This window comes from Sedimentitalea sp. XS_ASV28, assembly GCF_041224545.1.
GTDB lineage: Bacteria > Pseudomonadota > Alphaproteobacteria > Rhodobacterales > Rhodobacteraceae > Sedimentitalea.
Genome location: NZ_JBGFGP010000100.1, coordinates 1 through 21,568, shown reverse-complemented (window position 1 = coordinate 21,568; position 21,568 = coordinate 1). Strand labels below are relative to the sequence as shown.

Annotated in this window: 21 protein-coding genes and 1 pseudogene; 20 read left to right on the top strand and 2 right to left on the bottom strand. The window is 64.1% G+C overall.

The window, feature by feature from the left end:
* Positions 1 to 334 (bottom strand): annotated as a pseudogene (locus tag AB9K34_RS05835) (hypothetical protein); the annotation flags it as partial.
* Between the two features lie 344 nt (positions 335 to 678).
* On the opposite strand from AB9K34_RS05835, the gene AB9K34_RS05830 reads away from it, so the two are divergent.
* The 14 genes from AB9K34_RS05830 (at position 679) to AB9K34_RS05765 (ending at position 18,499) form a co-directional block, all read left to right on the top strand.
* On the top strand, positions 679 to 1,533 hold the full coding sequence (locus AB9K34_RS05830) for an IclR family transcriptional regulator (protein WP_369953487.1): 855 nt from the start codon (positions 679 to 681) through the stop codon (positions 1,531 to 1,533).
* A 21-nt stretch (positions 1,534 to 1,554) separates the two neighbouring features.
* Complete coding sequence (locus tag AB9K34_RS05825) at positions 1,555 to 2,721, top strand: zinc-binding dehydrogenase (RefSeq protein ID WP_369953486.1); 1,167 nt, start codon at positions 1,555 to 1,557, stop codon at positions 2,719 to 2,721.
* A gap of 155 nt (positions 2,722 to 2,876) precedes the next feature.
* Positions 2,877 to 3,794 carry a xanthine dehydrogenase family protein subunit M gene (locus tag AB9K34_RS05820; RefSeq protein ID WP_369953485.1) on the top strand — a complete coding sequence of 306 codons (918 nt, stop codon included), beginning with the start codon at positions 2,877 to 2,879 and terminating at the stop codon, positions 3,792 to 3,794.
* Positions 3,787 to 5,700, top strand: coding sequence for a molybdopterin-dependent oxidoreductase (locus AB9K34_RS05815; RefSeq protein WP_369953484.1), 1,914 nt, complete (start codon positions 3,787 to 3,789; stop codon positions 5,698 to 5,700). The genes AB9K34_RS05820 and AB9K34_RS05815 overlap by 8 nt, the downstream gene beginning before the upstream one ends.
* Positions 5,700 to 6,782, top strand: coding sequence for a xanthine dehydrogenase family protein molybdopterin-binding subunit (locus AB9K34_RS05810; RefSeq protein WP_369953483.1), 1,083 nt, complete (start codon positions 5,700 to 5,702; stop codon positions 6,780 to 6,782). Before AB9K34_RS05815 ends, AB9K34_RS05810 begins: the two co-directional genes overlap by 1 nt.
* Before the next feature lie 85 nt (positions 6,783 to 6,867).
* A complete protein-coding gene (locus tag AB9K34_RS05805; RefSeq protein WP_369953482.1) occupies positions 6,868 to 7,839 on the top strand; it encodes a Bug family tripartite tricarboxylate transporter substrate binding protein in 972 nt (323 codons plus the stop codon).
* A 21-nt stretch (positions 7,840 to 7,860) separates the two neighbouring features.
* A complete protein-coding gene (locus AB9K34_RS05800) occupies positions 7,861 to 8,361 on the top strand; it encodes a tripartite tricarboxylate transporter TctB family protein (protein ID WP_369953481.1) in 501 nt (166 codons plus the stop codon).
* A gap of 6 nt (positions 8,362 to 8,367) precedes the next feature.
* Positions 8,368 to 9,867, top strand: a complete 1,500-nt coding sequence (locus AB9K34_RS05795; RefSeq protein ID WP_369953480.1) for a tripartite tricarboxylate transporter permease — start codon at positions 8,368 to 8,370, stop codon at positions 9,865 to 9,867.
* Positions 9,864 to 11,747 carry a thiamine pyrophosphate-binding protein gene (locus AB9K34_RS05790; protein ID WP_369953479.1) on the top strand — a complete coding sequence of 628 codons (1,884 nt, stop codon included), beginning with the start codon at positions 9,864 to 9,866 and terminating at the stop codon, positions 11,745 to 11,747. Before AB9K34_RS05795 ends, AB9K34_RS05790 begins: the two co-directional genes overlap by 4 nt.
* A 23-nt stretch (positions 11,748 to 11,770) precedes the next feature.
* Positions 11,771 to 13,219 carry an NAD-dependent succinate-semialdehyde dehydrogenase gene (locus AB9K34_RS05785; RefSeq protein WP_369953478.1) on the top strand — a complete coding sequence of 483 codons (1,449 nt, stop codon included), beginning with the start codon at positions 11,771 to 11,773 and terminating at the stop codon, positions 13,217 to 13,219.
* Positions 13,216 to 14,928: an IlvD/Edd family dehydratase gene (locus AB9K34_RS05780; RefSeq protein ID WP_369953477.1), complete on the top strand. Its 1,713-nt coding sequence runs from the start codon at positions 13,216 to 13,218 to the stop codon at positions 14,926 to 14,928. Before AB9K34_RS05785 ends, AB9K34_RS05780 begins: the two co-directional genes overlap by 4 nt.
* A 36-nt stretch (positions 14,929 to 14,964) precedes the next feature.
* Positions 14,965 to 16,539, top strand: coding sequence for a Re/Si-specific NAD(P)(+) transhydrogenase subunit alpha (locus AB9K34_RS05775; RefSeq protein ID WP_369953476.1), 1,575 nt, complete (start codon positions 14,965 to 14,967; stop codon positions 16,537 to 16,539).
* Between the two features lie 15 nt (positions 16,540 to 16,554).
* Positions 16,555 to 17,988, top strand: a complete 1,434-nt coding sequence (locus AB9K34_RS05770) for an NAD(P)(+) transhydrogenase (Re/Si-specific) subunit beta (protein ID WP_369953475.1) — start codon at positions 16,555 to 16,557, stop codon at positions 17,986 to 17,988.
* 76 nt (positions 17,989 to 18,064) lie between these two features.
* Positions 18,065 to 18,499, top strand: coding sequence for a BLUF domain-containing protein (locus tag AB9K34_RS05765; protein ID WP_369953474.1), 435 nt, complete (start codon positions 18,065 to 18,067; stop codon positions 18,497 to 18,499).
* A 255-nt stretch (positions 18,500 to 18,754) separates the two neighbouring features.
* Here AB9K34_RS05765 and AB9K34_RS05760 read toward each other — a convergent pair whose 3' ends face one another.
* The gene (locus AB9K34_RS05760) at positions 18,755 to 18,898 is read right to left on the bottom strand and encodes a hypothetical protein (protein ID WP_369953473.1); all 144 of its coding nucleotides are present in this window, start codon (positions 18,896 to 18,898) and stop codon (positions 18,755 to 18,757) included.
* 71 nt (positions 18,899 to 18,969) lie between these two features.
* On the opposite strand from AB9K34_RS05760, the gene AB9K34_RS05755 reads away from it, so the two are divergent.
* The 6 genes from AB9K34_RS05755 to AB9K34_RS05730 all read left to right on the top strand — a co-directional run.
* Positions 18,970 to 19,545, top strand: coding sequence for a regulator (locus tag AB9K34_RS05755; RefSeq protein ID WP_369953488.1), 576 nt, complete (start codon positions 18,970 to 18,972; stop codon positions 19,543 to 19,545).
* Complete coding sequence (locus tag AB9K34_RS05750; RefSeq protein ID WP_369953472.1) at positions 19,545 to 20,201, top strand: hypothetical protein; 657 nt, start codon at positions 19,545 to 19,547, stop codon at positions 20,199 to 20,201. The genes AB9K34_RS05755 and AB9K34_RS05750 overlap by 1 nt, the downstream gene beginning before the upstream one ends.
* A 104-nt stretch (positions 20,202 to 20,305) precedes the next feature.
* Positions 20,306 to 20,539: a hypothetical protein gene (locus AB9K34_RS05745; protein WP_369953471.1), complete on the top strand. Its 234-nt coding sequence runs from the start codon at positions 20,306 to 20,308 to the stop codon at positions 20,537 to 20,539.
* Between the two features lie 49 nt (positions 20,540 to 20,588).
* Entirely contained in the window at positions 20,589 to 20,813 is a 225-nt protein-coding gene (locus tag AB9K34_RS05740) for a transcriptional regulator/antitoxin MazE (RefSeq protein ID WP_284487297.1), read from the top strand.
* Positions 20,810 to 21,193 (top strand): type II toxin-antitoxin system death-on-curing family toxin, encoded by a 384-nt coding sequence (locus tag AB9K34_RS05735; protein ID WP_369953470.1) that lies wholly within the window; start codon positions 20,810 to 20,812, stop codon positions 21,191 to 21,193. The genes AB9K34_RS05740 and AB9K34_RS05735 overlap by 4 nt, the downstream gene beginning before the upstream one ends.
* A gap of 134 nt (positions 21,194 to 21,327) precedes the next feature.
* Positions 21,328 to 21,568, top strand: a 241-nt coding sequence (locus AB9K34_RS05730; protein ID WP_369953489.1) for a hypothetical protein, incomplete at its 3' end; no start/stop codon positions are given.

Sequence of the window (21,568 nt, the reverse complement as noted above, 5' to 3'; positions counted from 1 at the left end):
ACGCCACTGCAAGCGCGCCGAGCGCTTGAGCAATTTGAGGGCTCCGCGCCCGGCGCGCTTGCCCAAACCGAAACCCATGATTATCAAGATCAAACCCGCAGACTCTCGTTATGAACGAGGGACCGAAGGGGGGCAGGTCAGTCCAGGACCCGGCCTTGCGCCCGCCTTCCGCCTGCAGCCGGATGGCAAGGCTCTTGCCTTTGGTCCCCGAGGTATTGCCAACCTGCCAATAATTGTCCTGCTTGCGTCCCTCGGGGAAACACTGGCGGCAGAAACTCTCGGCGCGGCCTGCCAGGTCGGCCGAAAGGTCCGCGATACTACGCCGCGCGCTCATGCGGCTGTATCCGCGACGCTTGCGCCAACTCGATGCTCGGCAAGAACCCGCGCCAAAACGTCATTGCCATCCGTGGGGATGAACACCCGCGTCTTCCACTGGATCACCTCGGTGAAACAGCCCAAAGGGTTGCGAGTCCAAGGCAGAATCGCGGACAGCTGGCTCGCGCCCGTCCTCGTGCCGGTTGTGGGGCAAACCCGTAGAATCCTTTTGCGCGTGCAAAACTGACAATATTGAATAATTTCGAATGTTATTTGATAATGTCGGCTCGTCTCTGACATTGTCAATTTTTCTTGAAGAAAAGCCCGCCTCTTGGGAAGGTCATAGGCGGAGGAAAAACACCTATGACACGAGTGGCGGACAGCCGTTACCCACAGGACATTGCGCCTGGTGGGGCCGGGACATCGATAACCGAAAAATCGGCATCGCGGACTATCCAGTCTGTCGACAGGGCCTTGAGCCTGCTCGAACTTCTGGCCGCGGAACCGCATGGTTTGACGCTCTCCGAACTGGCCGACCGCAGCGGGCTCAACAGTTCGACCTGCCACCATCTGGCGGCCACGCTGGTCGCCCGGGGCTATCTTCAGCATTCGAGCCGCAGCCGCACTTACGTGATGGGAACGCGCCTTCGGGAACTGAACGAAATGGCTAAGGGAGCACGCGATCCTTCCGTCCTTTTGGCGGATGCGCTCGCGACGCTCGGCGCGAAACTGGGGCACGGCGTGCAAATGGCTGTGCTCTCCGGCAACTCGCTGATTACGAAACTGCGGTTCGCCGAACCTAGCGGAGCGGTAAGCGAACCCAGCGAGATAGAGAAGATGGGCGCCGCTCATGCAACGGCCACGGGTAAGTCCATCCTCGCATGGATCCCCGATACCGAACTGGTCAAGGTGATCTCGGCCAATGGTCTGACCGCCTTCACGGCGCGCACGATCACCAGCCTGTCGGGGCTGATCGAAGACCTTCGTCACGTCCGCCGCCACAGGTACGCGGTGGACGACGAGGAGTTCCGCGATGGAATCGTGTGCATCGGCGCCTCGGTGCGCGACAGCTCGGGGGCTGTGGTCGGGGCCATTTCAGTCACCGTTCCGGCCGGCATGGCGACGCAGGAATACCGCAAAGTCCTGATCGGCGAGATGGTCGCCGCGGGTCACGAGTTCTCACGCAAGATCGAAACCGCGACGCGGTTCGGTGCCTGAAGGAAGAGGAGGAATATCTTCATGGCAATGCCCGACAACGTAACGACCGACAAGGGTTTTCCGATCCCGGAGACCATGAAGGCCTGGGTTCTGGGAGACCCCGGCGAGCTGACGCTGGCGAACAAGCCGGTGCCCGCGCCGAAGAAGGCCGAGGTTCTGGTTCGGATCGACGCCGTGGCGATCTGCGCCACGGATCTCGAGATCATCCACCATGGTCCGCCCGCGCAGATCCATGGCGGCGATCCGTTCAACAAGAATTTCACCCCCGGCCATGAATACATGGGCACGGTCGTGGCGCTTGGGCCGGGCGTTGATGAATACGAGATCGGCGAGCGCGTGACGGTCGAGATCCACGCTGGCTGTGGCCAGTGCAAACGCTGCCGCCAGGGGATGTACACCTCGTGCCACAACTACGGCAAGAACTACGGTGACGTGGACAAGGGCCACCGCGCCAACGGGTTCACCACCGACGGGGGCTTTGCGGAATACGCGGTCAACAACATCAACACGCTCGTGCACGTGGCTGACACGATGACCGACGAGGAGGCCACGCTGGTGGTGACCGCCGGCACCGCGATGTATGGCCTGACCGAGCTGGGCGGCCTGGTCGCCGGCGAGAGCGTCGTTGTCACCGGTCCGGGCCCCATCGGCCTGCTGGGCGCTGCCGTTGCCAAGGCGATGGGCGCGCAGCCGGTGATCCTGACCGGCACCCGCGACAACCGTCTGGAAATCGGCAAGAAGCTGGGGGCGGATCACGTCATCAACGTCCGCAAGGAAGAGAATGTCGTCGAGAAGATTAAGGAGCTGAACGGTGGCAAGGGTGTCGACTATGTCGTCGAATGCTCGGGCGCCCCGCAGGCCCTGAACGAGGCGGCGCAGATGGTGAACCGTGGCGGCCGGATCTGCCTTGCGGCCTTCCCGGGCAGCTCGCCCGAGGTCGATATCGCCTACCTGGTGCGCAACAACATCTATCTCTATGGCATCCGGGGCGAGGGCAAGACCGCGACCCACCGTGCCGAGGCCTTCATGCGCCAGAAGCGGTTCGACGCGAGCCTGATCCATACCCACACCTTCGAGATGGAAGACCTGCAAGAGGCGCTTCGCTATGCCAAGGACCGCGTCGAGGACGCCATCAAGGTCGTGGTGAAGAACAAGAGCGCCGCGCAGCAGCGCGTCGCCGCAGAGTGACGTTTCTCTGACCAAACCGGAGCGGGGCGCAGTCCCGCTCCGGGCTTCAAGACCCATCGAACATTCGACCCAGATCCAGCGCGGTTGCGGCTGGACCAAGGTCGCGCGCGCTGCGCGCGGCCGGCGAACGAAAGGCTTTGAAAGAGGCGCATGACATGCTGACCTACGACGCTTACCACCGACCGACCGAGCTGCACGAGGCGCTTGCGCTCTGGCGTGATGCGCCCGAGGGAAGCCGCCTGGTTTCCGGCGCGACCGATCTTTTGCCCTGGGCCCGCGAGGGCCGGGCGGGGGATGTGCATCTTCCCGCGCTGATTGATCTGTCCCGGGTGGCCGATCTGACCGGCTATCGTTTCGAGAACGGACATGTGCAGCTGGGGGCGAACACGGTCTACCAGGACTTTTTGACTAACGCGACGTTGCGCCGGGCGCTGCCCTGCATGCCCTATGTGGCGATCTGGTTCGCCGACGACCAGATCCGTGAAGTGGCAACGCTTGCAGGCAACCTTGTGAACGCCTCGCCGGTTGCCGATGGCACCCCGCCGGCCGTGGCGCTGAACGGCCAGGTCGAGCTTTCGCGTCTGGATGGGGACAAAATCGTGAGCCGCCGGCTGGCGGTGCGCGACTTCATCACGGGGCCCGGCCGCACCGTCATCGAGAAGGGCGAGATCCTGACCCGGGTCTATCTCGATACCTGCTACGGCTACGGCGGAGCCTTTCAGAAGGTGGGACAGCGCCGCTCGCTGGTGATTTCGGTCGCCTGCTGCGCCGCGCTGGTCAAGACCGACGAGACGGGCCGCGTGTTCGAGGACGTGCGGCTGGCGCTCGGCGGTGTCGGGCCGGGCCCGATCCGGCTGGATGATGCCGAGCGGATGCTGCGCGGAGAGCGCATTTCCGAAGAGCTGATGCTGGCTGCCGCGGGGCTTGCCGCGGACAAGGTCGCCTCGCGCTCGCGCCTCGAATACCGCCGGGACGTGGTGGTGAGTTTCGTGCGCGCGGCGCTTCAGGAGGCGTTGGAAAATTCGGGCGCCATGCAGGCCCGCAAAGCCAAGGAGGACATGGCCAATGTCTGAGATGAAGATTTCCATGACGGTCAACGGGCGCAAGGTCACAAAGACCGTCGCGACCCACAAGCGTCTGCTCGATGTGCTGCGCGACGATCTGAACCTGACCGGGACCAAGGAAGGCTGTGGCGCGGGCGAATGCGGCACCTGCAGCGTGTTTGTGGACGGCAAGCTGGTGAAATCCTGCCTGATGCCGGCCGCGCGCGCCGAGGGCGCTGATATCGAGACGGTCGAGGGGCTGGCCGGGCTGGGCCCGCTCACCCCGGTGCAGAAGGCGTTTCACAAGACCGGCGCGAGCCAGTGCGGATATTGCATCCCGGGGATGGTGATGGCCGCGACGAACTGTCTGCGCCAGAACCCCGAGGCGGATCTGGACGAGATCAAGGAGCGGATGGGCGGCAATATCTGCCGTTGCACCGGCTATACCAAGATCCTCGAAGCGGTCGAGATTGCCCGTGACGTGGTTGCCGGTCGTCGCCCCGAGATCGACCTCGAGGCGGATGAGCCGCTGGGCGACAGCTTTATCGGCCACAATGTGCGCCGCATCGACGCGCCGTCGAAGGTGACCGGGCGCCTGCGGTATGCCGCCGACATGAAGATGGTGGACATGCTGCAGATGCAGGTGCTGCGCAGCCCGCATCCCCATGCGCGGATCCTCTCGATCGACACCAGCGCGGCCGAGGCGATGGAGGGCGTGGAATGCGTCATCACCGCCGACGACGTGCCTGGAACCGATGGGTTCGGCGTGTTTGTCCATGACCAGCCGATCATGGCGCGCGGCAAGGTGCGCCACGTGGGTGAGGCGGTGGCTGCCGTCGCCGCCGAGGATCTGGTGACCGCGCGCCGCGCCATTGCGGCGATCAAGGTGGAATACGAACCGCTGCCGTTCATCGGAACGCCTGAAGAGGCCATCGCCGAGGGCGCGCCGGTGATCCACGACTACGCGCCCGACAACGTGGTCAAGCATATCCCGCTGCGCAAGGGCGACCCGGAAAAGGGTTTTGCCGAGGCTGACCTCATCCTCGAGGACCAGTTCAGCACTCAGTCGGTCGAGCACGCCTATCTCGAGCCCGAGGCGGGGGTGGCCTTTGTCGACCATGATGACGTGGTGACGGTCCACAGCCCCAGCCAGAACATCACCCACCACCGCCACATGCTTGCCGACATCCTCGGCCTGCCGATCAACAAGGTGCGCATGGTCATGTCGCCGGTCGGCGGCGGCTTTGGCGGCAAGGAGGACATGATCTACCAGGGCATGCTTGCGCTGGCGGCGATCCGGACGCGGCGTCCGGTGCAGCTTAACTTCACCCGCGAGGAAAGCCTCATTGCCTCGGCCAAGCGGCACCCGTCCAAGGTGACCTATCGCATGGGCCTGAAGTGGAGCGGCGAGATCACCGCGATCAAGTTCGACATGCTGGCCGATGGCGGTGCCTACGGCATGAGCTCGGAAGGGGTGATGCGCAAGGCGGCGATCCTGTCCTGCGGCCCCTACGAGGTGCACAACCTGCAGGTCGATACCCGTGCGGTCTATACCAACAACACGCCCTCGGGCGCGTTCCGCACTTTCGGGGGCATGCAGGCGCAATTCGCCACCGAAAGCATGATGGACATGGCCGCCGAGGCGCTGGGGCTAGACCCGTTCGAGATCCGCCGGATCAACATGTATCGGGCAGGCTCGCTCACCCATACGCAGCACAAGCTGGACCGCGCCTCGCTGGATCAGGTTCTGGACGCGGCCGAGGCGGCAAGCCGCTGGGAAGCGGGCGTTCCGAATGTACGCGGCGACCTGCGCGGCGACATGGGCGGGCCGGACACCCGCAAGCCCTGCACGCTGGGCGCACGCATCGTTGCCGAGGTCTCGGATCTTGCGAGCGGCGATCATCCCACCAAGACACCGACGGAGGCGGCGGAATAATGAACGCGATCACCGAAACGAGCGCCGACACCCGGCGCAAGCGCGGCCGGGGCATGGCGGCAAGCTGGTATGGCATCGCCCGCACGGCAACCATCGACCGGGCCGGCGCCTGGGCCGAGATCGACGACGGCGGCACGGTCAAGGTCGTCACCGGCGTGACCGAGATCGGCGAGGGCATCCTGACGGTGCTCGCTCAGGTCGCCGCCGAGGAGACTGGCACGCGGCCCGAGGATGTGACCATCGGCGACAACGACACCGCGCGCTCGCCCGAGGCGGCGCATGCCGGGGCGACCCGTCAGACCTACATGATCGGCAATTCGGTCGCGCTTGCCTCGCGCGAGGCTCGCAAGGTCCTTTTCGAGCAGATGGCGCTGCATTTCGGCGAGCCGGTCGAAAAACTGCGCGCCTTCAACGGCGAGCTTTGGGTCGAGGGCTCGAACCTGCGGATGAAGATGTCCGAGGCGGTCGCGATCTGCAAGGGCAGGGGCGTGGTGCCAGTGGGTGCTGCAAGCTTCACCGCGCATGGCACCGGGCTGGATCCGGTGGATGGCAAGGGCAGCCCCTGGCAGACCTATGTTTTCGGCACGCAGGTTGCCGAGGTCGAGGTCGACACATGGACCGGCGAGGTCCAGGTGCTGGGCATCTGGGCCGCCCATGACGTGGGCCGGGCCATCAACCCGCGCGGCGTCGAGGGCCAGATCGAGGGCGGGGTTGTCCAGGGGCTTGGTCAGGCGCTGATGGAAGAACACATCTGCGTTGATGGTCATCCGACGACGCACGGGTTCGCCAAGTATATCCTGCCGACCTCGCTGGATATTCCCCAGATCAACTGTGTCATCGTCGAGGATGAAGACCCCACCAGCCCGCTGCGGGCCAAGGGGATCGGCGAGCCCGCGCTGGTGCCGACCTGCCCGGCGATCATGAACGCGATCTACGACGCCATCGGCGTGCGGATCAAATCGCTGCCGGCGACGCCGGAAAGGATCCTGGCCGCGCTCCGCTCCGAGCCGGCGGACCGCAAATTGATGAAGTTGCACAATCGTCAGGAACGCGCCCGCCTCCAGGGGAGAGACGCGACCTGACGGGAGGCGTCGCGGAATTGGAGGGCCGCGGCGCCGCCCTAATGCCATCGACAAAGAAAGCGATTCAAAAAGGGAGGAGAAAATCATGAACTTCAGGACTGCATTGAAGGGGACTCTTGCGGCCATCGCGACCGCATCGGTCCTGGCACTTCCGGCGGGACAGGCACGGGCGGAATATCCCGAGCGGCCCGTTGAGATGACCATCCTTTTCGGCGGCACCGCGAACACCATCGCGCAGCTGTTGTCCGAGCTGATGTCGGACGAGCTGGACTCGCCCGTGGTGCCGGTCAGCCGCCCCGGCGGCGGCGGCGCGGTGGGCTACAGCCACGTGGCCGCCGCCGCGGCCGACGGCTACCAGATCGTGTGGAACTCCAACTCGATCAATACCTTGGCCCATACCGGCCGGGTCCCGTTCGACTACACCGCCTTTGTTCCGGTGGCGCGCGTTTCGATCGAAACACCCGCGCTGGGAGTGAACTCGGAAACCGGCTGGACCTCGCTTGACGAGCTGAAGTCGGCGGTCATGGCGATGGACAAGCCGCTCAAGGTCGGGATCTCGGGCAAGGGTTCGTTCACGCACCTGACTTCGGCGGCGCTTTTCGATGCCATGGGCATCGGCGACAAGGTGCTGTTCATCTCCTACGGCGACGGCAAGGCGCCCATCGAGCTGTTGGCGGGGCGCATCGACGCCGCGATCCAATGGCCGGGGCAGTTCACCTCTTACAGCGACTCCGGCGAAATCACGGTTCTTGCCGTGACCGGCACCGAGCGCGTCGATGCGCTGCCGGATGTGAAGACCGCCGCCGAGCAGGGGGTGGACATCGACATCACCATGTGGCGCGGGCTTGCCGCTCCCAAGGGCACGCCTGACGCGGTGGTGGCCAAGCTGGCAGCGGCGGCAAAGGCCGCGACCGAAAACGCGCAGTTCCTCGAAGCGTCCAAGAACCTCGGGTTCACGCCGGCCTTTCAGGACCCCGCGACGTTCGGGAAGATGATCGAGAGCGATGACGCGTTCTATGCCGACCTGCTCAAGCAGCTCGGCATGGGCAGCATGTAAGCCAAAGCGGGGTGATCAACCATGACGGACAGACTAAATGACATGATTTTCGGAGGCCTGATGCTAGGCTTCGGACTGATCTGGACCTGGCTGGTGTGGTCGACCATCCCGCCCGCCTTCGACAGCACGAGCGTTGGGCCTCGCGCCTTTCCGCTGGGCTTCGGTTTCATCCTGATCGGCCTTTCCATGGTCCTGCTGGTTCATTCCGCTGCACGCGAGCATGACAACAGCGGGCTGGACGTGCCGACCGAGGCGGACACGTCGCTGACCCGGCGCATCCGCTGGGGCGCGATGATCCTGGTGCTGGTCGAGACCTGCGCATACGGGTTTCTGCTTGAAAAGATCGGCTTTCTGCTTGCCACGCCACTGGTGGTGCTGGCCATCATGGCCATCAACCTGCGCATCCGCAGCCTGCGGCTGCTGGCGGGCATGTCTATCGGGCTGACCCTGGGCTGCTGGCTGATCTTTCAGAAACTCATGGGAATTTACCTGGCCGGCGGAAGCTGGATCAACCTCTGGTAGGCCACAATGGATATCTTCATACAAGCTGCGAGCCTTGCGCTCGACCCCTGGGCCATCGGGGCGGTCGGACTGGGAACGCTGGTCGGCCTGATCTTCGGATCTATCCCCGGGCTGACATTTACCGTGGCGCTGGCGCTGGCGCTTCCGATCACCTTTTCGATGGAGAGCGTCCCTGCAACGGGTCTGCTGCTGGGCACCTATATCGGCGGCATGACCGGTGGGTCGGTCTCGGCCATCCTGCTGGGTATACCCGGCACGCCATCGGCCGCAGCAACTGTTCTTGACGGCTATCCGATGACTCTGAAGGGCGAGGCTTCGATTGCGCTTGGCACCGCCGTCATCGCCTCGGTCTTTGGCGGCATATTCTCGCTGATCGTAATGATCGTTTCGGTCGACCTGGTGTCGCGCATGGCCATCGGATTTGGCCCCGCCGAGATCTTTGCACTGGTCCTTTTCGGTCTTTCCACGATCTGCGGGCTGTGCGGGGGCTCGATGCTCAAGGGGCTCATTTCGGGCGTTCTGGGGCTGATGATCATGACCGTCGGGCTTGACCAGATCGAGGGAGTGCAACGCATGACCTTCGGCTCGGTCAACCTGTTGCAGGGGGTGAACCTGCTGGTGGCGATGATCGGACTCTTCGCGGTGCCTTTCATCATCGAGGCCTGCGTCGGCGACATGGAAGCCAAGAACGCGCGGGTCGTCCGCATCCGGGCACAACTGCCGTCGGCCAAACTGTTGATGGGCCGGTTCTGGCTGATGCTGCGCTGCTCGGTGCTGGGCACCGGCATCGGCGCCATTCCGGGCACCGGCGGCGCGATTGCATCCTTTCTTGCCTATGATCACGCGAGACGGATGTCGAAGGACAAGCAGAGCTTTGGCAGGGGCAATCTCGACGGGGTGATCGCGCCCGAAAGCGCCAACAACGCGGTAACGGGGGGAACGCTGATCCCGCTGCTGTCGCTGGGCATTCCGGGCGATCCGGCGACCGCCATCGTCCTGGCGGGGCTGATGATCCACGGTATCATGCCGGGCCCGGCGTTGTTCCTGAACCACGCCACCGAGGTCTACAGCATGTATGTGGCCGTTCTGGTCGCCTATGTCTGGGTGCTCGGGCTGCAGCTGATCGGCATCCGCCTTTTCGTGCACGTACTGCGCATCAAGCGCGAACTGCTGGCGGTGGTCGTGCTCATCCTTTGCGCCATCGGGGCCTATTCGGTGCGTAATTCGGCGTTCGACATCTACGCGATGGGTGTCATCGGAGTCGCGGCCTATGTCTTTGTCTCGCTGCAGGTGCCCGTCACCCCGATCATCCTCGGGATGGTGCTGGGGCCGACTCTCGAAAACGAGTTCCGGACGGCGGTGATGCTGTCGGATGGCAACCTGAACATCTTCCTGCACTCGCCCATCGCAATGATTTTCATTGGTCTCGCGCTTCTGGTGATCGTCCTTCAGTCGATCAGCGAACTGCGGGTGAGACGCTCCATTCAACAGAAGGTTAACTCATGATGCTGGACAAGAACCGTATGACCTCGGCCGAGGAAGCGACGCGGGTGCGCGCCATCCGGCTGGCCTCGCACTCCTTCGACGAAGCCTTTGCCGAGGAGAGCACGCTCGAGATGACCCTGTCCGAGGCGCTTGTGGCGGGGCTGCTCAAGCAGGGCGTGCGGACCTATTTCGCCATCTTCGGGCACGGATCGACCGACCTGGGCGAGGTGCTGCGCGTCTACCACGAAGAGGGCGCGGTCTCGGTCATCAACTGCCGCAACGAGGTCGAGATGGCCCATGCCGCCACCGCCCATGCCTGGGTCACCGGCGAAACCCCGGCAGTGGTCACCTCGATCGGGCCTGGCGGGCTGCAGGCCATGGCAGGATCGCTGGCGGCATCCTCCAACGGCGTGGGCGTCTATCACATCTATGGCGATGAGACGACGCGCGGCGAAGGCTACAACATGCAGCAGGTGCCAAAGCCGCAACAAGGGATCTTTGGCCAGATGGGCGCGCTGATGGGGCAAAGCTATACGCTGCACACGCCCGAGGCGCTGCGCGAATGCATGCGCAGGGGAACTTCCTGCGTGCACCATCCCTACAAGGCCGGGCCGTTCTTTATCCTGCTGCCGATCAATACCCAACCGCAAGAAACTGCGGTCAACCTGCGCACCCTGCCGGGCCGGCTGGACGTGCCGCCGGTGATCCCCGCCGATGGTGCAGCGCTGGACGAGGCGGTGCAGCGCATCCGCGAGGGCTCGCGCATGGTCATCAAGGCCGGCGGCGGTTGCCGCAAGCACGCCGAGGCGCTGCGCCGCTTTGCCTGCGCGGTCGGGGCGCCGGTGGTGCTGTCGCCGGGCTCGACCGGGGTGATGCTCGACGCGCATGTGCAGAACATGCATGTGGGCGGCTCGAAGGGCTCGATCAGCGGCAACTTTGCCATGGAGGGCGCCGAGCTTGTGGTCTTCATCGGCTCACGCGGGGTCTGCCAGGCGGATTGCTCGGGCATCGGTTATCCCAATGCAAAGGCCGTCATAAATATCAACGGGGATATTGACGATCTGAGCCATTATGCCAACACGACCGGTTTGCCAGGCGACATCGGTGCCGTATTGCGCCGGTTGCTGGAAGCGTTGGGCGATAAGACAGGACGCGAGGCCCGCAAGGCATGGCTGCGCGACTGCGAGGCGAAAAAGTCGGAATGGACCGCCTTCAAGGCCGAGCGCACTGGCGGCGCGCCGATCACAGATGCGGTTTGGAAGCGCCCGGTGCTGACCCAGCCGGCGGCAATCCATCAGGTCGCGCGATTTGCCAAGTCGAAGAACGCGGTCAAGTTCTTTGACGCGGGCGATGTCCAGGCCAACGGTTTCCAGCTGGTCGAGGATGATGCCCCGGGCGAGACGATCACGGAAACCGGTGCCTCCTACATGGGGTTTGCCACCTCGGCGCTGCTCGGGCTGGCGGGCACCAAGGAAGCACCGTACGGCGTCGCCTTTACCGGCGACGGGTCGTTCATGATGAACCCGCAGGTTCTGATCGACGCGGTCGAACATGGGGTGCGTGGCTTGATCGCGCTGTTCGACAACCGCCGCATGGCGGCCATCACCGATCTTCAGATCGCGCAGTATGGCCGCGAGTTCAAGACGAACGACAGTATCGCCGTGGACTATGTCGCGATGGCCGGATCGGTGAGCGGCGTCAAGGCGATCTGGGGCGGCGAAACGAGCGACGAGCTGGCCGCGGCGCTGGAGGCGGGGTTCGCCCATGACGGGCTCTCGCTGCTGCATATCCCCGTCTATTCCGGGCGCGACCCGCTGGGCGGAATGGGGGCCTATGGCTCATGGAACGTGGGGAACTGGGTCGACGACGTGCAGGCGAAATACCTGCAGGCAACGATCTGAGAACACCCGGAAAGGATCATCACATGTATAACGATCTCAAACTCTACATCGGCGGCGATTGGCGCACGGCCTCGGACAAGGCAACCAAGCCCGTCACCGATCCGGCGACCGAGGATGCGCTGGGCCTGATCGCCGTGGCGACCGAGGCGGACATCGACGATGCGCTGGCCGCGGCGCAGGACGGCTTTCGGGTCTGGAAGGCGACGGGCAGCTGGGAGCGCGCGGCAAAGCTGCGCAAGGTGGCCGATCTGCTGCGCGCGGATGCCGATCGTATCGCCATGCTCATGTCGCTCGAGACCGGCAAGCCGCTGGCCGAGGCCAAGGGCGAGGTGGGCGGCGCGGCCGACCAGTTCGAGTGGTATTCCGAAGAGACCAAGCGGATCTATGGGCAGATCATCGAGAGCCGCACTCCCGACAGCCGCATGTCGGTGATCTATCAGCCGGTGGGCGTGGTTGCCGCGTTCTCGGCCTGGAACTTTCCGGCGCTGCTGCCGGCGCGCAAGATGGCGGCGGCGCTTGGCGCGGGCTGTTCGATCATCGTCAAGCCCGCGGGCGAGACCCCGGCCTCTTGCGCCGCGCTCGTCCAGGCCTGCCACGATGCGGGCATTCCGCCGGGGGCCGTCAACATGGTCACCGGCAGCTCGGGCTCCATCGCGGCGCAGCTCATCCGGTCGCCCATCGTGCGCAAGGTTTCGGTGACCGGCTCGGTGCCTGTCGGCAAGGAAATCCTGCGGCTTGCGGCGGAAGGGGTGAAAAAGGTGACGATGGAGCTGGGCGGTCACGGACCGGTCGTCGTGTTCAGCGACTATGATCCGATCGCCGCCGCCGAGACCTGCGCCACAACCAAGTTCCGTAATTGCGGGCAGGTCTGCATCTCTCCGACCCGGTTCTATGTGCAGGAAGACAATTACGAGGCCTTTGCCGAACGCTTTGCCGAGGTCGCGAAGTCGCTCAAGATCGGGCGCGGCACCGAAGAGGCCGTGCAGGTGGGGCCGATGGCCAACCGCCGCGGGCTCGACACGATCCGCGCCATGACGCAGGACGCGCTCGACCGCGGCGCCGAGCTGCTGGCCGGGGGCGGCACGCCTGCTGGCGCCAACAAGGGGTTCTTTGTCGAGCCGACGGTGCTGGGCCGGGTGCCCGACGACGCGCTGGTGATGAACGAAGAGCCCTTTGGCCCGATCGCGCCCATCACCACCTTCCGCGACTACGACGAGGTGATGGCCCGCGCCAACGCCCTGCCGTTCGGGCTTGCCGGTTATGTCTTCTCAAACGACCTGAGCGTTGCGACGCGCGCCTCCGAGGACCTTGAATGCGGCATGATCGGCGTCAACGAGATGCTGCTGGCCACCGCCGAGGCGCCGTTTGGCGGGATCAAGGAAAGCGGCATGGGCCGCGAGGGCGGCTCGCTGGGCATCAAGGATTATCTCGACGCCAAGTATGTCCGCACCAAACTGGGGGCAATCGCATGAGCGATACCAAGGAACAGGGCCTTTCACGGGGTCTTACGAACTACGGCGACCGGGATTTCTCGGTCTACCTGCGCAACTCCTTTGCCTCGTCGATGGGCTATTCGCGCGAAGTGCTTAAACGGCCGATCGTCGGCATCGCCAACAGCTTTTCCGGCTTCAACAACTGCCACCGGCACTTTCCCGAGCTGCTCGAGGCGGTGAAGCGCGGGGTGCTGATGGAGGGCGGACTGCCCATCGAGTTCCCGACGATCTCGCTGGGCGAGGTGTTCCTGTCGCCGACCTCGCTCAAGTTCCGAAACCTGATGTCGATGGATACCGAGGAGATGGTGCGCGCCCAGCCGATGGACGCGGTCGTGCTGATGGGCGGCTGTGACAAGACGGTGCCGGCGCAGCTCATGGGGGCGGCGTCTGCCGACCTGCCGGCGGTTCAGTTGGTGGCCGGACCGATGATGACCTCACGCTATCAGAAAGAGCGCCTCGGCGCCTGCACGGACTGCCGCCGGTTCTGGTCGAAATACCGGGCCAAGGAGGTGACGACCGAGCAGATCAATGACATCGAAGGCCGGCTGGCGACCACCTCGGGCACCTGCGCGGTGATGGGCACGGCGTCGACCATGGCCTGCATCGCCGAGACTCTGGGCATGTCGCTGCCGGGCACCGCCGCGATTCCTGCGGTCCATGCAGACCGTCTGCGTGCGGGCGAGGAATCCGGCCGGGCGGCGGCGCGCATGATCCTCAACCCGATCAGGCCGTCGCAGGTCATGACCGAAAAGTCGGTCGAAAACGCGATGCGCGTCCTTCTGGCGCTTGGCGGGTCGACCAATGCCATCATCCACCTGACCGCCGTGGCCGGCCGGCTCGGCATCAAGATCTCGCTCGAAAAGCTCAACGAGCTGTCCGACACCACGCCGGTGCTGGTGAACCTCAAGCCGGTCGGCACGAACTACATGGAGGACTTCTTCTTTGCCGGCGGTGTCGGGGCGGTTCTGCGCGAGCTGAAGCCGTTGCTGCACATGGATACGCTGACCGTTACCGGCAAGACGCTGGGCGACCGGCTCGAGCAGGACGAGGGCTGGGTCGATCACCGGGTTATTGCCGAGGCCGCCGAGCCTCTCGAGCCGCAGGGCGGGCTGGTTGCGCTTTTTGGCAATCTTGCGCCGCGCGGGGCCATCCTCAAGCGGTCCGCCGCGGACCCCAAGCTGTTCGAGAAAGAGGGCAGGGCAGTTGTCTTTACCTCGCTCGAGGATCTGGCCAAGCGCGTCGACGACCCCGATCTGGACATCACCGAAGACGATTTCATGGTGCTGCAGAACGCCGGGCCGAAAAGCCCCTCGGGCATGCCCGAGGCCGGATATCTGCCGCTCCCGCGCAAGATCGCCGAAAAGGGCATCAAGGACATGGTCCGTATCTCGGACGCGCGGATGTCGGGCACGGCCTTTGGCACCATCGTGCTGCACGTGACGCCCGAAGCGTCGATCGGCGGCCCGCTGGCGCTGGTGCGCGATGGCGACCGGATCAGACTGTCGGTCAAGAACCGCCAGATCGAGTTGCTGGTGGACGAGGCCGAGCTGGAACGCCGCCGCGCCGGGTGGGTCAACGAGAACGTGCCGCCCGAAGAGCGCCGGGGTTATGATAGGCTCTATGCTTCCGAGGTGATGCAGGCCGATGAGGGCTGCGATTTCGAATTCCTCAAACCGGTCGGCGAGTGACCGGCAGCAACAACAAGACCAATCGAGGTGACAGACGTGAAGATAGGGACGCCAAAGGAGCTGGCGGCGGGAGAGAACCGGGTCGCGATGACGCCGGATTCGGCGCTGCAGCTCCAGAAACTGGGCTATGAGTGCCTGCTCGAGCGAGACGCAGGCACTGCGGCAGGTTTTGCAGACAGCGCCTATGAAGAGGCCGGGGTCACGGTGGTGGACGGGGCCGAAGCGCTCTGGAGTCAAAGCGACATCGTCGCCAAAGTTCAGCCGCCGATGCCGGAAGAGGCCGCACGGCTGACCGAAAGCAAGCTGCTGATCTCGTTCTTCTGGCCAGCTGCCAACGAAGCGCTGATGAAAGAGGCGGCCGAAAAGGGTGCGTCGGTCATCGCGATGGACATGGTGCCGCGGATCTCGCGCGCGCAGAAGATGGACGCGCTGTCGTCGATGGCCAACATCGCGGGCTACCGCGCGGTGATCGAGGCGGGCAACAACTTCGGGCGCTTCTTCACCGGCCAGATCACGGCGGCGGGCAAAGTGCCCCCGGCCAAGGTTCTGGTGGTCGGCGCCGGTGTCGCGGGTCTGGCCGCCATCGGCACCTCGACCAGCCTCGGCGCGATCACCTACGCTTTCGACGTGCGGCCAGAAGTGGCCGAGCAGGTCGAGTCGATGGGCGCCGAATTCGTCTACCTCGACTTCGAGGAAGAGCAGACCGACGGCGCCGCGACCGGCGGCTATGCCTCGGTGTCCAGCCCTGAATTCCGCGAAGCGCAGCTGGCCAGGTTCCGCGAGTTGGCGCCCGAGGTCGACGTGGTCATCACCACCGCGCTGATCCCCAACCGCGAGGCGCCGAAGCTGTGGCTCGAGGACATGGTCAAGGCAATGAAGCCGGGCTCGGTGATCGTCGATCTCGCGGCCGAGCGTGGTGGCAACGTCGACGGCACCGTCAAGGACGAGAAGGTCGTGACCGAGAACGGCGTCACGATCATCGGCTACACCGACTTCCCGAGCCGCATGGCGACGCAGTCCTCGACGCTCTATGCCACCAACATCCGTTACATGTTGACCGACCTGACCCCCGGCAAGGACGGTGTGATCGATCACAACATGGACGACGACGTGATCCGCGGCGCCACCGTGACCCACAAGGGAGAGATCACCTGGCCGCCCCCGCCGCCCAAGGTGAAGGCCATCGCGGCCCAGAAGCCGAAGGAAAAGGCCAAGGAGCTGACGCCCGAGGAAAGGCGCGCCAACGAGGTCGCGGCCTTCAAGGCGCAGACCCGGCAGCAGGTGACCCTGCTGGCGGTGGGCGGTGGCCTGCTGCTGCTGGTGGGGCTTGTCGCTCCGGCCAGCTTCATGCAGCACTTCATCGTCTTCGTGCTGTCGGTCTTTGTCGGCTTCCAGGTGATCTGGAACGTCAGCCACAGCCTGCACACGCCGCTGATGGCAGTGACCAACGCGATCTCGTCGATCATCATCCTTGGCGCGCTGATGCAGATCGGCTCGGGCAGTTTCCTTGTCATCCTGCTGGCCGCGCTGTCGGTCTTCATGACCGGGATCAACATCTTCGGCGGTTTCCTCGTGACGCGGCGCATGCTCGCCATGTTCCAGAAGTCGTAAGGGGAGGGCATAACAATGGAATTCGGATTCACGACGGCGGCCTATGTGGTCGCGGCGGTGCTCTTCATCCTGTCTCTAGGCGGGCTTTCGGGCCAGGAAAGCGCCAAGCGGGCGGTCTGGTACGGCATCGTGGGCATGGCGCTGGCGGTCTTCGCCACGCTGAACGGCCCGGGTGCGGGGCTTTGGTGGCTCTCGATCATCCTCGTGGCGGCGGGCGGCATCATCGGTGTCTATGTGGCCAAGAAGGTCGAGATGACCGAGATGCCGCAGCTCGTCGCGGCGATGCACTCGCTGGTCGGCCTTGCGGCGGTGTTCGTGGGCTTCAACGCGCATTTCACCATGAAGGCGGTGGCCCGTGCGCAGGAGGCCGGCGCCGAGGTGCATGGCACCTTCGCCGAGCTGGTGGCGCATAAGAGCGATGTCGAGCTGAACATTCTCGCGGTCGAGCTGTTCCTGGGCATCTTGATCGGCGCGGTGACCTTCACCGGCTCGGTGATCGCCTTCGGCAAGCTGGCCGGCAAGGTGACGAGCGCGGCGAAAAAGCTGCCGGGCGGGCATCTGCTGAACGCATCGGCGGCTGTGATCTCGGTGCTCTGCCTGATCTGGTACGTGTCGACGGGTGGCTTCCTGCCGCTCTTCATCATGACACTGGCGGCGCTGTTCATCGGCTATCACCTGATCATGGGCATCGGCGGCGCCGACATGCCGGTGGTCGTGTCGATGCTGAACAGCTACTCGGGCTGGGCGGCGGCTGCCATCGGCTTTTCGCTGGGCAATGACCTGCTCATCGTGGTCGGTGCGCTTGTGGGCTCTTCGGGTGCGATCCTGTCCTACATCATGTGCAAGGCGATGAACCGCTCGTTCGTCTCGGTGATCCTGGGCGGCTTTGGCGGTACGGCGGGTCCGGCGATGGAAGTCGAGGGCGAGCAGATCGCGATCGACGCCGACGGCGTGACCGCGGCTCTGGAAGACGCCGACAGCGTGATCATCGTGCCGGGCTACGGCATGGCGGTGGCTCAGGCACAGCAGAACGTGGCGGAGCTGACGCGCCGCCTGCGCGCCAAGGGCAAGGAAGTGCGTTTTGCGATCCACCCTGTTGCGGGCCGTCTGCCGGGGCACATGAACGTGCTGCTGGCCGAAGCCAAGGTGCCCTATGATATCGTGCTGGAGATGGACGAGATCAACGACGATTTTCCGGAGACGGACGTGGTGATCGTCATCGGCTCGAACGACATCGTGAACCCGGCCGCACAGGACGATCCGAACTCGCCCATCGCGGGGATGCCGGTTCTGGAAGTGTGGAAGGCCAAGCAGGTGTTCGTGTCGAAGCGCGGCCAGGGCACCGGCTATTCCGGCATCGAGAACCCGCTGTTCTACAAGGAGAACACCCGGATGTTCTATGGCGATGCCAAGGCCTCGCTTGGCGAGCTGCTGAGCCGCATCAGCTGAGGTTGCGACGATCCCGGCGGGCAAGGACTGTCTGCCGGGGTGCGCTTTGGAGGAAACGAACCGAGGAGGAGAGGCAATGAACTATCTCATTTATGTCAGTCAGGCGCGTTCGGCTTTCACTTCGGACGCGCTTGCAGGTCTTCTTGCCCACAGCCGGGAACGCAACGCGGCGGACGGGATCACCGGCCTGCTGATCTACCGTTACGTCGCAGAAAGCCAGCGCGGCAACTTCATGCAGATCCTTGAGGGCGCGCAAGCCGCGCTCGACGATGTCTGGGACCGGATTGCCAGGGACACACGGCATCATTCGGTGATCGTACTGGAAGAGGGCGAGGCCGCGGCACGGTTCTTTCCTGACTGGACCATGGGCTTTCGCGACGTTGAGCAGTCGATGCTTGCGGCGTTCGCGGGCTATGCGGATCTGGGCGACGATGCCTTTTGGGATCGCGTCAGGCGCGGCCCGCCGCGGGGCGCTCTGGGCATGTTGCAGACGTTCTACGAACCGGCCTGATCCTTGCGGATTTGCCGGGCGGCACGGGCGGAACACGGACAGGGGGTGGCGGCGACGTTTGGGCGCTGAATTTCGCATGTCCGCTGCTCGTGATTGATGCGCTACCGCTGCGCTACTTGAGCGCTGGCTTCATGCTTGACGCACTACCACTTCGCGACTTGAGCGCGTGGGTTTTGTCCTGCCCCAGCCCGGGACGGCTGCAGGCCCTGTGGCCATCGCCGGGGCAGTTGCGCCGGCGATGGCGAGAGCGCCGGATCAGTGCGACGTTGCCGCCGAAGCGCCGCCGCGTTTGCGCCATGAGGCGCGCAGGCTGAGGAGCAGCACGCCGAAAACGAGCGCCAGCAGCATGTTGCCGACATATTGGTGGAGCAGAAAGTCCAGCCCCTTGCGTTGCAGCAACCCGCTCCGACCGGGGCGGGTCGCACCCTTCCCCCCATCTTACAGGTAAATCCCATGGCACTTCTCAGCTCATCGCGGCGAGCGTCGCGGCGCAGATCGCGCATGCGCGCAACTGTTCCACCTTCCTGCCGAACTGGAACGGCCCGGTCGGCAAACCCGCCCTGATCCTGATCGTCGGCAATGGTGTGCATCTGCGCTCTAATGGGATCGACGGCATGACGACGCGGATCGTCACCACCGAACGCGCCGATCCCTCCTACGCCTTCGCCGAGGGCATCAACCCGTTCCGCGATACGGACTGGATGGCGGCCCGGCAGGCGGCGTTTCGCGATCTGACAGGTCAGTTCTACACCGACATTCTCGATGACGTGCAGATCCTCATCGACCGTGGTCATGACACCATCCGGCTGGCGACCGATGGCCACACGATCCGCGTATTCCTGCGTCGCGCCGCCGACTTCCTGATCGGCGGGACCTATGACGTCGCCTCCGGCCTCGGCGGGACTTTCCGGGTGATCCTGAAGGACGCCACCGACCCCCACGCCATCGTGCAGAACCACGGCAACTGCGAGGATTTCGACGAGATGCTGCCCTACCGGGTGCCGCGCGACGTGCTCGTCGAGATCGATGACCGGAGGGCGGCGTAGTGGGCTGGCTCTTTTACACCGACCGGCGCGTCAAATCCTACGCCGACAAAAAGGCCGAGATCACTCGGCTTTGCACCTTCGAAACCGACACCCGCAGGACGGTGCTTGTCAGAGCCTGCAAGGTCGGCTCCACCTGGTATGCCGCTTTGAGGCTCACTAATGTCGACGGCTCGCCGGTCGAGGATGCGACCTACGTGACCGACGACGACGGATCAATTACCTTCGGGGCCGTCTTCCTGACGCGCTATGACGAGGGCTGCTGGGGCTACAAGGACATGGAGGAGGGCGCCGGGCCGGTGGAGTCGCGAGCGCCGCTCAGTCTTATTGCCCTGTTGTCCGAGCTGAAGGACCCCGACAGCTATGCCCATGCCTGGCGCCAGCGCTGCCGGGACTGGGCGGCGATCCCGGATTACGACGAAGGCGACAGGATCAAGCTCGCCGCGCCCGTCACGCTGACCGACGGCAGCACCTGCCAGATCGTGACCGCCACCCACTACCGGCACGGAGCGCAAAAACGTCGCTGCTACCGCGTTGAGGAAACTGGCGGTCTCGTGCGCCTGTCGAAGGCCTCGCTCGCCGGGTCCGAACTCCTCAGCTCGGCGAAGGGCGTGGCAAGCCCGGTACTGGCGGACTTCTTCAGCGGAAGGAAATCGTGAAACCTGTCTTTCATGCGGGTAATGGACATGCCCAGCAAGCCACGGCCAACTTTGAAGCGAAAGGCATATGAGTTATATCAGTTTTGACCTAAGGAGAGCAATCGATGCCCGCCAAGACACCCGATCCTGACGCATATGACAGTTGGTTTCGCGCCAAGGTTCAGGAAGCCCTGGACGATCAACGCCCGGCAACATCACAGGCTCGAGCAATCGAACTGGCGCAGATTGCCATTGATGTGGCCAACATGCCCGAAGAACTGGGTAAACTCTTGGACAAAGGCATCGATAAGCATCTTCGTGGCCAACATGCCAGGCCGCGCGATCTCCCCAAATCTTGACTTTCAGCGGTCTACCGTATATACATCTGTATAACCAATGAGGTCTCCCATGATCGAAGCCAAGATCCGCAAAGTCGGCAATTCCGCTGTTATGACGCTCAGCACCGAGATGCTTGCCCTGCTTGATGCCAAGGAGGGTGACACGCTCTATGCGGTGCGCACGGATGATGGCGGGCTGAAGCTGATGACGGAAAATCCTGAGCTACAAGCCGCATTGAACGCCGCGGAAGCAGTTATGGATGAGAACCGCGACCTGCTTCAGGCACTCGCATGACCGAATGGGTCTGGGTGCCGTTGCCCGCCCTCTACGTCATTCATGATCGCCAGATCGCCCGGCATGGCGGTGCATCCGGCACCCGCGATCCGGCCCTTCTCGAGAACGCGATAGCCCGTCCTTTGAATCAGGCAAGCTATGGCACCCCTGACGCCTATGCGCTCGCTGCGGCTTACGCATTCGGCATCGCCAAAGCCCATGCTTTCGTCGACGGGAACAAGCGAACGGCCTTCGTGGCCGCGTTCACGTTTCTGCGTCTCAATGGAATTTCCATCCGCCCCGAACCCGCGATCGGTGTTCGGATGATGGAGGATCTGGCATCCGCTCAGGTCAGCGAGGCCGACTTCGCGGCCTGGCTGCGTTCGCTCGGTTCTGAGTGATCCGCCTTCCAAGTCTGAGCCGCTCGGGTCTTCTGATCTCCCCACCAACCTCTTGAACTCGGCCGCGCGCCAGAAAGGTGAAAGGCGGCTTTTTGTCCTTTGAAACTCAAACTCTGACTCAAAGGACAAGTGACATGAACTACCTCAGCCCCAATCTCGCATCCAACATCCCACCGAAAGCGCAGCTTCAGAAGGCCTTAGTGCTGATCGGCAGCGAGATTGAAAAGCAAGCGCTTGACCTGCCCCCCTTCGGTCCCTCGTTCATAACGAGAGTCTGCGGGTTTGATCTTGATAATCATGGGTTTCGGTTTGGGCAAGCGCGCCGGGCGCGGAGCCCTCAAATTGCTCAAGCGCTCGGCGCGCTTGCAGTGGCGT